The 13,107-nt window shown below is 73.1% G+C and carries 13 protein-coding genes; 7 read left to right on the top strand and 6 right to left on the bottom strand.

Annotated features, from left to right (window positions below):
• Positions 1-111: 111 nt before the first annotated feature.
• Together ACZ7MG_RS10275 and ACZ7MG_RS10270 are read left to right on the top strand one after the other, a co-directional pair.
• A complete protein-coding gene (locus ACZ7MG_RS10275; protein ID WP_471385626.1) occupies positions 112-846 on the top strand; it encodes a response regulator transcription factor in 735 nt (244 codons plus the stop codon).
• Between the two features lie 10 nt (positions 847-856).
• Positions 857-2,416 carry a sensor histidine kinase gene (locus ACZ7MG_RS10270; RefSeq protein WP_471385053.1) on the top strand — a complete coding sequence of 520 codons (1,560 nt, stop codon included), beginning with the start codon at positions 857-859 and terminating at the stop codon, positions 2,414-2,416.
• A gap of 84 nt (positions 2,417-2,500) precedes the next feature.
• On the opposite strand, the gene ACZ7MG_RS10265 is transcribed toward ACZ7MG_RS10270, so the two are convergent.
• Positions 2,501-3,271 (bottom strand): transglutaminase domain-containing protein, encoded by a 771-nt coding sequence (locus tag ACZ7MG_RS10265; RefSeq protein ID WP_471385055.1) that lies wholly within the window; start codon positions 3,269-3,271, stop codon positions 2,501-2,503.
• Positions 3,272-3,611: 340 nt separating this feature from the next.
• Here ACZ7MG_RS10265 and ACZ7MG_RS10260 point away from each other — a divergent pair, with 340 nt between their 5' ends.
• Together ACZ7MG_RS10260 and ACZ7MG_RS10255 are read left to right on the top strand one after the other, a co-directional pair.
• Positions 3,612-4,130, top strand: a complete 519-nt coding sequence (locus ACZ7MG_RS10260; RefSeq protein WP_471385056.1) for an ATP-binding protein — start codon at positions 3,612-3,614, stop codon at positions 4,128-4,130.
• Positions 4,131-4,210: 80 nt separating this feature from the next.
• Positions 4,211-5,191 (top strand): phosphotransferase enzyme family protein, encoded by a 981-nt coding sequence (locus ACZ7MG_RS10255; protein ID WP_471385058.1) that lies wholly within the window; start codon positions 4,211-4,213, stop codon positions 5,189-5,191.
• A 42-nt stretch (positions 5,192-5,233) separates the two neighbouring features.
• Here the strand turns inward: ACZ7MG_RS10255 and ACZ7MG_RS10250 are convergent, their stop codons facing one another.
• The 5 genes from ACZ7MG_RS10250 to ACZ7MG_RS10230 all read right to left on the bottom strand — a co-directional run bounded on the left by ACZ7MG_RS10250 (position 5,234) and on the right by ACZ7MG_RS10230 (position 9,981).
• Positions 5,234-5,629 (bottom strand): TOBE domain-containing protein, encoded by a 396-nt coding sequence (locus tag ACZ7MG_RS10250; protein WP_471385060.1) that lies wholly within the window; start codon positions 5,627-5,629, stop codon positions 5,234-5,236.
• A 77-nt stretch (positions 5,630-5,706) separates the two neighbouring features.
• Positions 5,707-6,870, bottom strand: coding sequence for a S8 family peptidase (locus ACZ7MG_RS10245; RefSeq protein ID WP_471385062.1), 1,164 nt, complete (start codon positions 6,868-6,870; stop codon positions 5,707-5,709).
• Positions 6,867-7,829: a hypothetical protein gene (locus ACZ7MG_RS10240; protein ID WP_471385063.1), complete on the bottom strand. Its 963-nt coding sequence runs from the start codon at positions 7,827-7,829 to the stop codon at positions 6,867-6,869. The genes ACZ7MG_RS10245 and ACZ7MG_RS10240 overlap by 4 nt, the downstream gene beginning before the upstream one ends.
• Before the next feature lie 218 nt (positions 7,830-8,047).
• Positions 8,048-9,253, bottom strand: coding sequence for a pyridoxal phosphate-dependent aminotransferase (locus ACZ7MG_RS10235; protein WP_471385065.1), 1,206 nt, complete (start codon positions 9,251-9,253; stop codon positions 8,048-8,050).
• 290 nt (positions 9,254-9,543) lie between these two features.
• The gene (locus ACZ7MG_RS10230; RefSeq protein ID WP_003974483.1) at positions 9,544-9,981 is read right to left on the bottom strand and encodes a hypothetical protein; all 438 of its coding nucleotides are present in this window, start codon (positions 9,979-9,981) and stop codon (positions 9,544-9,546) included.
• Between the two features lie 213 nt (positions 9,982-10,194).
• On the opposite strand from ACZ7MG_RS10230, the gene ACZ7MG_RS10225 reads away from it, so the two are divergent.
• The 3 genes from ACZ7MG_RS10225 to ACZ7MG_RS10215 all read left to right on the top strand — a co-directional run bounded on the left by ACZ7MG_RS10225 (position 10,195) and on the right by ACZ7MG_RS10215 (position 12,978).
• Positions 10,195-10,449, top strand: a complete 255-nt coding sequence (locus ACZ7MG_RS10225; protein ID WP_471385067.1) for a hypothetical protein — start codon at positions 10,195-10,197, stop codon at positions 10,447-10,449.
• Between the two features lie 538 nt (positions 10,450-10,987).
• A complete protein-coding gene (gene hemL, locus ACZ7MG_RS10220) occupies positions 10,988-12,307 on the top strand; it encodes a glutamate-1-semialdehyde 2,1-aminomutase (RefSeq protein ID WP_471385069.1) in 1,320 nt (439 codons plus the stop codon).
• Complete coding sequence (locus ACZ7MG_RS10215; RefSeq protein WP_471385071.1) at positions 12,304-12,978, top strand: histidine phosphatase family protein; 675 nt, start codon at positions 12,304-12,306, stop codon at positions 12,976-12,978. The genes hemL and ACZ7MG_RS10215 overlap by 4 nt, the downstream gene beginning before the upstream one ends.
• The last annotated feature ends 129 nt before the right edge of the window (positions 12,979-13,107 follow it).

Raw genomic sequence — 13,107 nt, 5'->3', positions numbered from 1 at the left:
GTAAGCCCGATGCGCGGCCGGGGTGAGAGGCCGGTAAGAAGGGCCGCCCGGTGCTCCCGACGAGGTGGTGCGCGCCCGTGACCTTGGCAGACTGGTGGGGTGCCCCAGAACCTGCTGCTCGCCGAGGACGACCGCGCCATCCGCCATGCCCTGGAACGCGCGCTGACCCTGGAGGGGTACGAGGTCACGGCGGTCGCCGACGGCGTCGAGGCGCTCGCCCAGGCCCATCGCAACCGGCCCGACGTCCTCGTCCTCGATGTGATGATGCCCGGCATAGACGGCCTCCAGGTCTGCCGGGTGCTGCGCGCGGAGGGTGACCGGACGCCGATCCTGATGCTCACCGCGCTCGTGGAGACCGCCGACCGGATCGCCGGTCTCGACGCCGGCGCGGACGACTACGTCGTCAAACCGTTCGACGTGGAGGAGGTGTTCGCGCGGCTGCGCGCGCTGCTGCGCCGCACGGGCGGGGCGGACGGCTTCGCGAGCGCCCCGCCCCCGTCGTCGGGCGCCGCGCCCTCGGCCGTCTCCGCATCCCCGGAGGCCGGCGGGCTGCTCACGGCCGCCGGGCTGCGGATGGACGTCCAGGCGCGCCGGGCGTGGCGTGGCGCGCGGGAACTGGAGCTGACCCGGACCGAGTTCGACCTGCTCGAACTGCTCGTCCGCAACGCGGGCATCGTCCTGGACCACGCGACGATCTACGACCGCATCTGGGGCTACGACTTCGGGCCGGGCTCCAAGAACCTCGCCGTCTACGTCGGTTATCTGCGCCGCAAGCTCGACGAGCCCGGGGCGCCGGCGATGATCCACACCGTCCGGGGTGTGGGATACGCGCTGCGGGAAGACTGAGGGCGGCGCGATGCCGCCGTCCCGTCCCGTCCGCGCCCTGCCCCGGCTGCTGTCCCGGCTCAAGCCGGTGCCCTCGCTGCGGGCGACCTTCACCGTGTCGTTCGTGGCGGTGGCGTGTGTCGTCACCGTCCTCGTCGGCATCCTCAGTTACAGCGCGGCGGCGCGGCTCGTGCGGGTCGACGAGCAGACCGTGTTCGCCGAAGTCGTGCGCGACCTGCGGGAACTCGTCGAACAGGACCCGCTGACGCCGGAGGACTTCGCGACCGGCGACAGCGGCGGCCCGCGCGACGACCTGATCCGCTCCGGCCGTACGGACGTCCAGGTCCTCGGCCCGGACGGGGAGATCCTCGACAAGGGCGCCCCCGGCCTGCCCGTCCGCGACGCGGACCGCCGTACGGCCGGCGCGGCGCTGGCCGGGGTGACGGTCGAGCACGGTGAGGTCGAGGTGGGCAGCGACCGCTACCGGGTGGTGACCGTCGCGCTCGGCGGCGGCCGGGGCGCGGTGCAGGTCGCACAGGAGTTCAGTGACACGGAGGACCTGCTGCGGGAGCTGCAGCAGCGGACCCTGCTGTTCGTGTCCGGGATCGTCATCTCGGCCGGGCTGTTCGGCTGGTGGCTGGCCCGGCGGCAGACGCGGCGGCTGGTGCAGCTGGCGGGGGCGGCGGAGGACGTGGCCCGGACCGGGCATCTCGGGATCCAGGTGCCGGTCGCGGGCCGGGACGAGGTGGGGCGGCTCGGCCGTTCGTTCGACCGGATGCTGGTGCGGCTCGCCCAGTCGGAGGAGGACCAGCGGCGGTTGGTGCAGGACGCGGGCCATGAGCTGCGCACCCCGCTCACCTCCCTGCGCACCAACATCTCGCTGTTGCGGCGCATCGACGAGCTGCCGCCCCGGATACGGGAGGAACTCGTCGACGACCTCTCCCAGGAGGCCCTCGAACTGACCGATCTGGTCAATGAGTTGGTGGATCTCGCGGCCGGGCAGTCCAGCACCGAGCCGGTGCAGCGGGTGCAGTTGGCCGACCTCGCGGAGGAGGTGGCGGGGACCGCGCGCCGGCGTACCGGGCGGGAGGTCGTGGTCCGGGTGGCCGGGGACACGACCGTCGAGGGACGGGCGGGCGCGCTCCAGCGGGCCATCTCCAACCTGGTGGAGAACGCGGCGAAGTTCGACCGGGCCGGTTCGGGGGCGATCGAGGTCGTCGTGGCGCGGGGGGCGCTGGGCGCCGCCGGTGAGCGGGGCGGACCCGGTGAACCGGGGGAGCGCGGGGAGTTCGGCGGCTACGGGGACTTCGGTGAACCGGGGGGCGCGCGGGAGCCGGGGGCCGGCGGGGACGTCGTCCGCGTCGAGGTCCTCGACCGGGGGCCCGGTGTCCCCGACTGCGACCTCGAACGCATCTTCGACCGCTTCTATCGTGCCCCGGACGCCCGCAGCCTGCCCGGCTCCGGCCTCGGCCTGTCCATCGTCCGCGCGGTGGCCGCGGCACATGGCGGGGCCCCCTTCGCCTTCCGTCGGACGGGCGGCGGGCTGGTCACCGGCTTCACGGTCCGAGGCGCGGACGCGCGGGCGGAGTGAGCGGGGCGGGGCCGGGCGACGGCCCGGGTGGTGGTGGTCGGGAGAGCCGGGACTCTCCGTCGGGCGGCCGGGCGGCCGGGCGGGTCAGGCGGGCGGGCGGGTCGCGCCCGCGCTCCAGCGGCCGAGGACCGGTTCGGTGAGGGTGCGGGCCGTGCGGCAGAGGGTCTGGCCGTGGCGGGCGAAGAGTTCGTCGCGGTCGTCGAAGTGACCGAGGTCGGCGACGACCTGGGCCGAGAGGTCGCAGGCGGCGGCCGACGTCGTACCGCAGGTGTCCCAGCGCACCCCGATACGGGCGACCGCGTCGAAGAGGGTCTCGCCGCCCTTGTTGGTGAAGCCGTCACCGCCGTCACCGCTGCCGCCGGACGCGGACGCGGCGTCGAAGAGTTCGCCGATCGGCACCCACGCGCCGCTGATCCTGAACTCCGGCCAGGCCAGCAGGACCTGCTCCGGCACGAACGGCTTCAGCCGGGGGAAGCGCGGATACCAGTAGGTCCCGTCCACGAGCAGCCCGCGCACCCGCGTGCGTACGCGCACGGCGCGCGCGACCGCCTCCAGCGCCGCCATCCGCTGGCTGCACGAGCCGCGCCCGAGCCGCAGCGTCCGCGACACCCGGCGGACGTCCTCGACCGAGTACACCGGGCGGACGTGCCGCCCGATGATCCGGTGCGCGACGCGCAGCGCGTCCCGCGGGGTCGCCTCGCTCTCCACCCGGCGCGCGAGCGCCCCGACCCGCGGGTCGTCGTGGTCCAGGATCGCCGTGGCCCGCGTGGACCCGGCCACGCGGTCCGGCTCCCTCGCGGGCACCCCGGCCCGTTTGGCCTGTGTGTTGTACGACATGAGCAGCCGACTGGTCATGGCGGTTCCGTCCCCGTGCCCGTTGTGGTCTTCCACCCGTTCCCGCTCCCCGGGGGAACGCCGCCCGTTCCCCGCGGGCGTCCTCGGCCCATCATCACACGGCGCCCGGCCGGGGCCGGAGCGCCGTCGACGACGCGCTTTCGTAGTACTTCCACCGACCCCATTGCGGCGGCGCGAACACGCCGACTACGGTCGTTCCTGCGCTCACGGAGAGTGCTCGTCTGGTCACTCAAACGCATGTCGCCTGCGTCCTGCCCGCATCCCCGTCTGCCCGAGGAGGAGCCACCGACGCGGTAGGGACCCGAGCAATCCCTTCTCGTCGCAACGGAGTTGATCACTTATGACCGAGACTGCCCGTAGCCTCCCGGCCCCCGTCGCCGCGCCCCTCCCCGCCGCGATCCCCGTCGCCACCCCTTGGCTCTCGCCCGCGGCGACGACGTACACACTCTTCTGCCCGCCCCTCGACAGTTCACCGCACATCGCCCGGGACTTCGTCACCAGCGTCCTGCGGGCGCTCGGCCTGGACGCCCTCGTCGACGCCGCCGCCCTGTGCACCTCCGAACTGGTCACGAACGCCTGTGTGCACGCCAAAGGAGGAGGATCGGTTCTCTGGCTCGCGGTGGAGGCCTGGCGGGTCAGAGTGATCGTCTACGACGGTGACGAGAGCCCGCCGGTCATAAGGGAGTTGACCCCCGGCGGCTGGGAGGAGGGCGGGCGCGGCCTCTACCTCGTGGACGCCCTCACCGAGGGCCACTGGGGCACCGTGACCGCGCTCCCGAACGGCGGCGGCCTCGTCCACCCCGACGGCAAGGCGGTCTGGTTCGACCTGGCGGCCCCGAGCGCGTCCCTGGCCAGGTGAGACCGTCACGCGAGCACAAATCCGTTTGTGGCAGGTCGCGTTCGCGTATTACATGCCGGGGGCGAGCGAAAGGCGGCGGCATGCGGAGCAGGGCCGGGTTCATAGCGGATGCGTACGAACTGGAGGGCGGGGCCTGGGAGATGGTGCCCGTCGCCCGGGGTGCCCTGGGGCAGATCTGGCGGTTGTCCGGGGGCGACCAGGTGTGGGCGGTCAAGGAGTTGCTGTTCGGGTGTGACGAGGAGCAGGTCGGGCGGGAGGCCCGGCTGCGGAACGCGGCGGAGGGGCTGGGGATCTCGGCGCCACGGTTCCTCGCGGACCGGCACGGGGCGTATGTGTCACGGCTCCCGGAGACGATGGGCGGCGGGTATGTGAAGGTGTACGGCTGGGCGGACGGCAGCGAGGCGGACCCCCGCGACCCGGAGCTGCTCACCTGGTGCGGGCGCACCCTCGCGCTGCTGCACCGGGCCGGTCAGGGCACCGGGGAGACACCGAACGGCTGGTACGAGCGGTGCCCCGAAGCGGCGGAGTGGGCTCAGCTGTGCGAGGCGGTACGGCGGGCCGGGGTGCCGTGGGCGGCGGAGCTGGAACGGTTCGCGGCCACGGAGGCGGTGGAGCTGGCGGCGTACGTCACTCCGTCCGGCGGCGGCGACACCGTGACCTCGCATCTCGACATGCGGCCGCAGAACGTGCTGGTGGGGCCGGCCGGGCCCGCCCTCCTCGACTGGGACAACGCCGGGCCCGTCTCGGCGGAGCGGGAACTCGCCCGCGCCGTCCATGTGTGGGCCGGCGGGAACGACTTCCGCGCCGCGTCCGCCCGGCGGCTGGTGCGCGGCTACGCGGAGGCCGGAGGGCCCGGGGTGATCAAGGGGGTGGAGTCGTTCTCCATGCTCTTCGCGACCGAGCTGAACTATGTGCGGGTGCAGGCCGAATGCGCGATCGACCCGGAAGTGACCGAAGCGCAGCGGGAGTTCGCGAGCGGGCAGGTCGTGGAGCTGCTGGCGAAGGGCAGGCTGCCGGATCCCGCGGCCGTCGCCCGGCTGGTGGCGGCCCTCGCCCCGTAGAACCCCTGGAAGGGGACGGGTTCCCGGACGGCCGGGCGCCGCTCACGTCCGGTCGATGTGGACGTTCGTGGACTTCACCCGGGCCGTGGCCTCCATGCCGACCTCCAGGCCCAGTTCCTCCACGGCCTCCCGGGTGAGCAGCGAGACCAGGCGGTGCGGGCCCGCCTGGATCTCGACCTGGGCCGCCACATCACCGAGCTTCACGGCGGTGACGATGCCGGGGAAGGCGTTGCGGGCCGAGGTGTACGGGGCGTCGGCCTCCTCGGCGGTGTCCGAGGCCAGCTCCACCGAGAAGGCCGCGAGGTCCTTCCCGTCGACGAGCCGGCGCCCGTTCTCGTCGCGCCGCGTCGCCACCCGGCCCGCGTCCGCCCATCGCCGCGCGGTGTCGGGGCTCACCCCGAGCAGCCGCGCGGCCTGACCGATCGTGTAGGACTGCATGGGCGCCAAGATATGCGGGCCGGCCCCGCCCCGCGTCGGCGCGCCCCCGCGTTGGCGCGCCCCCGCGCCGCCCCGCGTCAGCGCGCCCCGGCGCCGCCCGCGACCGGTGTCGTACGCCGTCGGCCCGACCGGCCGATGAACACCGCGCCCACGGCCATCAGCAGCCCGACCGCCGCCGCGCCGCCCCCGATCGTCACCAGCTCCATGTCCAGCTCGGGGTGCGTGGTCTTCGAGGTGCCGTCCGGGGTGCCGAGGTGCTCCGCGCCCTTGTACGCCACCGGCCCGGTGCGGTCCGCCGGCGGCTTCCCGGCGGCCTCGACGGCGGCGGGCGCGTCGATGATGCCGTAACCGTCGAGCGGGCTGTGGCCCTGGTCGGCGTGCCCGGCGGTCGTGGTCAGGATCGTCCGGACCTGGGCCGGGGTCACCTTGTCGTTGTGGGAGAGCATCAGGGCGACCACCCCGGAGGCGAGGGCCGTCGCGGGCGAGGTGCCGTCGATCGTCGCGTAGCCGCCGCCGTCGCTCGCGCTCATGATGTCGACGCCGGGTGCCGCGACCGCGTTGTACGTCCGCACGGTGGAGAACGCGGCCCGGGTGCCGTCCTGCTGGAGCGCGGCGACCGCGATCACGCCCGGGTAACCCGCCGGGTACTGGGCGTCGTTGAAGAGGTCGCCGTTGTTGCCCGCCGAGGCGAGGACCGGGACGCCCGCCAGGGCCGCGCGGCTCAGGGCGTCGGTCTCGTCCTCGTCGTAGCTGTTGCCGAGCATCTGGTCGCCGATCGACATGGAGATCACGTCGGCGCCGTGCTCGATCGCGTAGTCGATGCCCTGCGCGATGGGGTTGCCGCCCTTGCTGTACCCCGGCTCGCCGCTCCCGTCGGTCACCCGCAGCGAGAGGATCTTCGCCTTCGGGGCGACCTTGAGGATGTCCGAGGCCATCGCCGTGCCGTGCCGGCCCTCGTTGTCCGCCTCCTCGGAGTCCGAGCCCTCCCCGATGTAGTCGGGGCCCGTGGTCACCTTCCCCTTGAGCGCGGGATGGTCGGCGTCGACGCCGGTGTCCAGGACCGCGACGGTGATGCCCTCGCCCTGCGCGAGCCGCTGTGCCGCGTCCAGCTTCAGCGCCTGGTACTCCCAGGACCGCGGGGTCGTCTCGGCCGCGCTCGCCGTGCCCGTGGCCGCCGTGGCGAGCAGCAGCGCCGCCGTGGAGGTGAGGACGCCGGTCCGCCGTAGGGTCGGGCCGCTCATGAGGTCTCCAACAGGTCGCCGAGGTGGTAGCTGACGTCTTCGCACAGGGCCTTCGCCGAGCCCCGCCACGCGGCGCGGTCGTCGCCCGCGTCCCAGTTGTGGCTGCCGTACTCGCCCGGCAGATGGCCCGCCTCACGGCCGTCGACCGCGCCGGTGGAGGCCACGACGACATACGGCAGCGACGATCCCGGAACGGCGATCCCCGCCCCGCCGTTGCTGTGCGCGTCGCTCCACTTCGCCGCGATGGTGCCGGGCACGGTGAACGCCTTCACCCCGACCTCGGGGTCCAGCTTGTCCTCGTCCTTCTCGAAGAACGCGGTCATCTCCGCCTTCGCGGACTCCCCGGCGGGCAGCACGATCAGCGCGACCGTGCCGATGGTGTTCCCCGTCGGATCCACGTACGTGGCGCGCAGCACCGCCTCGCAGTCGAGCTTCGCGACGGCGGCCGAGGTGATTTTGTTCAGGCCCTTCGCGCAGTCGGTGTCCTCGGATATGCCGATGCGGTGCCAGGTGGCCCGCGAGCTGTCCGGCGTGGTGGTCGTCGCGCTCAGCCGGGGGGCCAGGGCGTCCGGGAAGAGCTGGTCCGCCGGCTCGTTCCGCCACACGGTCGGGCCATAGCCGTCACGGTTGGGAATGTTCTGGCTGGCGTTCGAGTACGCGTGTCCGACGAGCAGGCCGCCGCCCAGCAGACCGAGCAGACCGACGAATCCGAGGGCACCGGCGAGACAGCCGCGGACCGCGCCGCCCTTGGCCGGGGGAGGCACCGGGACCGGGGCGGGATGGGGCGGCCGGCCCTGGTGGGGCGGATACGGCTGCTGGGGCGGATACGGCTGGTACGGCTGCTGGGGTGGGTACGGCTGGTGGGGCTGCTGGGGTTGGCCGTAGGGACCGGGCGGTTGTCCGTAGCCTCCGGGCGGGCCGGGCGGGCCGGGCTGCTGGGGCGGCGTCGGATAGGACATGGCCCCTCTCCTCGTCGTCGGTGTCATCGAAAGGACCTGCGACGTACGGGGAGTGGGCGGAGCCGGTCACGCGAAAACGGCAACGCGTGGCGAAAACGGCAGAGTTGCACCCGCACATGCCCCCGTACATGCGGACGCCGATCATATAGAGCCATGGTGACGAGGAGTCGACCGCGGTCTCGGCCGACCCCGGGGAAGGGGCTCGACCGGCCCGCGGCTCAGCGCAGCGTGGTCAGGAACTTCCCCAACCGGGCGATGCCCTCGCGCAGTTCGTCCGCCGAGGCCGCGTAGGAGAGACGGACATGGGTGTCGGCGGTGTGGGTGCCGAAGTCCCGGCCGGGGGTGAGGGCGACGTGCGCCTCCCGCAGGGCCCGCTCGCAGAACTCCCAGGAGGTGAGACCGGTCCCGGCGACGTCGAAGTAGACGTAGAACGCCCCGTCCGGCGGCACCGGCACCGGCAGCCCGATCCGCGCCAGCCCGTCCAGGACGAGCGCCCGCCGCGCGCCGAACTCCACCCGGCGCGCCTCGCAGACCGCGAGGGACTCCGGGGTGAAGCAGGCGAGGGCCGCGTGCTGGGCGGGGGCGGAGGCGCAGAGGAAGTAGTTCTGGGCGAGGCGTTCCAGGGCCGGTACGAGGGGTTGGGGGACGACGCACCAGCCGAGCCGCCAGCCGGTCATCCCGAAGTACTTGGAGAAGCTGTTGATCACGACCGCGCCCGGGTCGTGCGCCAGCGCGCTGCGCGGCGGGCGGACCCGCTCGTCGTGGTCGCCGAGGTCGAGGTAGATCTCGTCGACCAGGCGCCAGGCGTCGCGCTCCCGGGCGAGGTCGCAGAGCGCGGCCAGCTCGCCGGCGGGGACGGAGGTGCCAGTCGGGTTGGAGGGGGTGGCGACCATCACGCCGCGCGTACGGTCCGTCCAGTGCGCCCGCACCGCCGCGGCGTCCAGCTGGAACCTGGTCGCGGCGGTGGTGGGGACGAGGGTGACGTCCGCGCCGAAGCTCTCCATGATCTGCCGGTTGCAGGGGTAGGAGGGGTCGCCGATGAGCACCTCGTCGCCGGGGTCGACGAGTGCGGCGGCGGCCAGCACCAGCGCGGCCGAGGCGCCGGCCGTGACGACGACCCGGCCCGGATCGACCTCGACGCCGTGCCGGTCGCCGTAGAACCCGGCGACGGCCTCCCGCAGGGCCGGCAGTCCGAGCGCCGCCGTGTACGTCATCGGCCGCCCGTCCATCACCTCCCGCATCGCCTCCACGACGGCCGGGGGAGCGCCGAAGTCCGGCTCCCCGAGGCTGAGCCTGACGACGTCCCATCCCTCGGCCACCAGCGCGGCGGCCTGCTTGGCGAACTCCATGGCGTAGAAGGGCGCGACGGCCTGCGCGCGGCGTGAGATCCGCGGCCCGGCCGCGCTGCTGCTCGTGTTGCTCATACGGCCCATGCTGCGGCCCCGGGGGGCCCGGAGGCCAGCGAGGGCCCTCCGGGCGGACGGGGAGCGTCTCATGGCTCGGGGGGTGCGGGTCGCTTGGGCGGGTGCGGCTCCGGTGGGGGTTCTCGCGCAGTTCCCCGCGCCCCTGAAAGACGCAGGCCCCCGCGGCCCTGAAAGGCGACCGGGGCCAGAGGGAAAAGCACCGGGCGCAGCCCGTGCTTTTCAGGGGCGCCGGGAACTGCGCGACCAGGGCGGAGCCCGGAAGCTCCGCCCGCGCAGCATGGGTTACCGGGTCAGGGCCAGACCAGGCAGTACGGCTGATGCCCCGCCTCGTGCAGGCGGTGGCTGAAGTCCTGCCACTCGTGGAGCAGTTGGTAGACGTTGAACGCGTCGCGGGGGCCGCCGCGGTCCGGGACCGTCGACCAGATGAAGGCCGCCGCGCCGACCGCTTCCTCGCCGATGCCCCTGAGCGGGTCGACGACGGTCATCGGGAGCTTCACGACGGCGTAGTCGGGGTGGAGGACGACCAGTTCGAGCGGGGGCACCTTGTGCAGGGGGACGCCTTCGATGCCGGTCAGCACCATCGCGGCCATGGTCTCCGGCTTGATCTTGGTGAACATGCCGTTCATGCCCAGCTCGTCACCGCCGAGTTCCTCGGGGCGCATCGAGATCGGGACACGGGCCGCGGTCGCGCCGTCGGGCGCGCCGAAGTATTTGTACGTCACCCCCACCCGACCACCATTCCTGCTCCCCGCCCGGAGCCGGTTGACCACGTGGTCCAGGCCGTCCACCCGGTCCGTGCGGTCCGCGCTCTCCACGCGGTCCGTACGGTCCTTGCGGTCCGCACGGCTCCTGCGTTCCGCGCGACTCCTGCGATCCACCAGGTCAGGCCGGTCCATCCGGTCCGTCTGATCCATTCCGTCCACACGATTGACACGATCCACATGATCGGCACGATCCATACGGTCCATACCGTCCATACGGCTGCGCCGCCCGATCCGCTCAGGCCCACCGCTCTGGATCCGGTCGGAACCAGTGGACGGGACCCGGTCGGAACCGCTCGCGAGGCGGTCACCACCGGTCTCGGTCCGGCCGTCACCCGCTCCCGTACGGTCGTTCCGCCCCGCGCGATCGGCTCGGTCCGTGGGGTCGGCGCGGTCGCCGTCGCCCCGCGCGCCATCACCGCGCGTGCCGTGTGATTCGTGTGTGCCGTGTGCACCCTGCGGACCGTACACGCCCGGCTGACCCTGCGGGGGGTACGGGGGCTGTGACCCGGGCGACCCCACGGTGGGGGGCGCGGCCGGAGCCGGTGGCACGGGGGGTACGGACGGCGCGGGCGGTCCCGGCGGTGGCACCGGCAGCGACCCCTGCGGACCCGGCGACGAGGAACCCGCCCCCGGCCCCGCCGATCCGCTCAGCTCACCCGGCGCGCTCCGCTCGGTGGGCGCACCGCGGTCCGGGGACTTGCCCCGGTCGGTCGAGCCGCGCTCCTGCCGTGTCTCCGCCGCCTCCTCCGCCTCGCGCCGGTGCCTGCCCCGCCGGGCACGACGAGGACCGAGGTCACCGGTCCCCTCGCCCAGTCCGCCACCGCGATGCATATCTCCACCCGAACGCATTTCTGGGCCGCGTGACCCCCGCCGCGCAACCCGATCATCGTGTCAGTGACCTCCCCCGCGACCGCCCGCCGAAACGTGCGCGGAAACACCAGTCCGCAGGATCTTCGGAGCCTCTGACACCATGGCCTGTGTGAGCTATCCGTACGAAGCCCCAGTTTCGCAGACTCTTTTCGAGCGCGCGGCGGCCGTCACGCCCGGCGGCGTGAACTCTCCCGTGCGCGCCTTCCGCGCCGTGGGCGGTACGCCCCGGTTCATGGTGTCCGGTACCGGTCCCTATCTCACCGACGCCGATGGCCGTGAGTATGTGGATCTTGTGTGTTCGTGGGGTCCGATGATCCTCGGGCACTCCCGTCCCGAGGTCGTCGCCGCCGTCCAGGAGGCCGTCTTGCGCGGCACCTCCTTCGGTACGCCCGGTGAGGGCGAGGTCGCGCTCGCCGAGGAGATGGTGGACCGCGTCGGGCCGCTGGAGCAGGTGCGGCTCGTGTCCAGCGGGACCGAGGCCACCATGTCCGCGATCCGGCTCGCCCGCGGTTTCACCGGCCGCACCAAGGTGGTGAAGTTCGCCGGGTGTTACCACGGTCACGTCGACTCGCTGCTCGCCGCCGCCGGGTCCGGGGTCGCCACCTTCGCCCTCCCCGACACCCCGGGCGTCACCGGCGCCCAGGCCGCCGACACCATCGTGCTGCCCTACAACGACCTCGACGCCGTACGCGCCGCCTTCGCCGCGCACCCCGGCGAGATCGCCTGTGTGATCACCGAGGCCTCCCCGGGCAACATGGGCGTCGTCCCGCCGCTGCCGGGCTTCAACCAGGGCCTCAAGGACGCCTGCGCGGAGCACGGCGCCCTCTACATCTCCGACGAGGTCATGACCGGCTTCCGGACCAGCCGGGCCGGATGGTTCGGGATCGACGGGGTCGAGCCGGACCTGATGACCTTCGGCAAGGTGATGGGCGGCGGCTTCCCCGCCGCGGCCTTCGGCGGTCGCGCCGACGTCATGGCCCGCCTCGCGCCCGCCGGGCCCGTCTACCAGGCCGGCACGCTCTCCGGGAACCCGGTCGCGACGGCCGCCGGACTCGCGCAGCTGCGGCTGCTGGACGAGGCGGCGTACGACGTCGTCGACGCGGTGTCGCTGCGGATCCAGGGGCTCGTCAGCGACGCGCTCACCAAGGAGGGCGTCGCGCACACGGTGCAGCACGCCTCCAACATGTTCTCCGTGTTCTTCACGGACACGCCCGTGCGGAACTACGAGGAGGCCAAGGCGCAGGAGTCGTTCCGCTTCAACGCGTTCTTCCACTCGATGCTGTCGCAGGGCGTCTACTTGCCGCCGTCGTCGTTCGAGTCGTGGTTCGTGTCGACCGCGCACGACGAGCGGGCGGTTCAGCGGATCGCCGACGCCCTTCCGGCGGCGGCGCGGGCAGCAGCGGAGGCTTCGGCAGCATGAGTGACATCACGGTCGTCCACCTGATGCGGCACGGCGAGGTCGCCAACCCGGACGGGATCCTCTACGGGCGGCTCGGCGGGTACCACCTGTCCGACCTGGGGCGGCGGATGGCCGACCGGGTCGCCGAGCATCTGACGTCCCGGGATGTGACGCATGTCGTCGCCTCCCCGCTGGAGCGGGCCCAGGAGACGGCGACTCCGATCGCCAAGGCGCACGGCCTCGACCTCGCCACCGACGGGCGGCTCATCGAGGCGGACAACGTCTTCCAGGGCAAGACCTTCGGCGTCGGCGACGGCGCGCTGAAGCGGCCGGAGAACTGGAAGCATCTGGTCAACCCCTTCAAGCCGTCCTGGGGCGAGCCGTACGTCGACCAGGTCGTCCGGATGATGGGCGCGCTGGACGCGGCGAAGGACGCGGCGCGCGGGCACGAGGCGGTGCTCGTCTCGCACCAGTTGCCGATCTGGATCGTGCGGTCGTACGTCGAGAAGCGGCGGCTCTGGCACGATCCGCGGCGGCGGCAGTGCACGCTCGCCTCGCTGACGACGTTCACGTACCAGGGGGACAGGATCGTTTCCGTGGGGTACAGCGAGCCGGCGCGGGATCTGGTGCCGCCGCATTTGCTGGCGGGCGCCAAGCGGGTAAAGGGTGCGGACAAGGCTTTCGGGGCCTGAGGTGGTTGGGGAGCTGCGGGTCCGTCGTGGCCGGTCGCGCAGTTCCCCGCGCCCCTGAAAACGATCTGGGTTCTCCCGAGATCAAAAGGAACCGTTGCCTCCCCTCATCCCTCTCAATCGGTGTGCTGC

The sequence above is a fragment of the Streptomyces sp. NPDC107538 genome (assembly GCF_055657445.1).
This window is presented reverse-complemented; position numbering and strand designations above follow the sequence as displayed.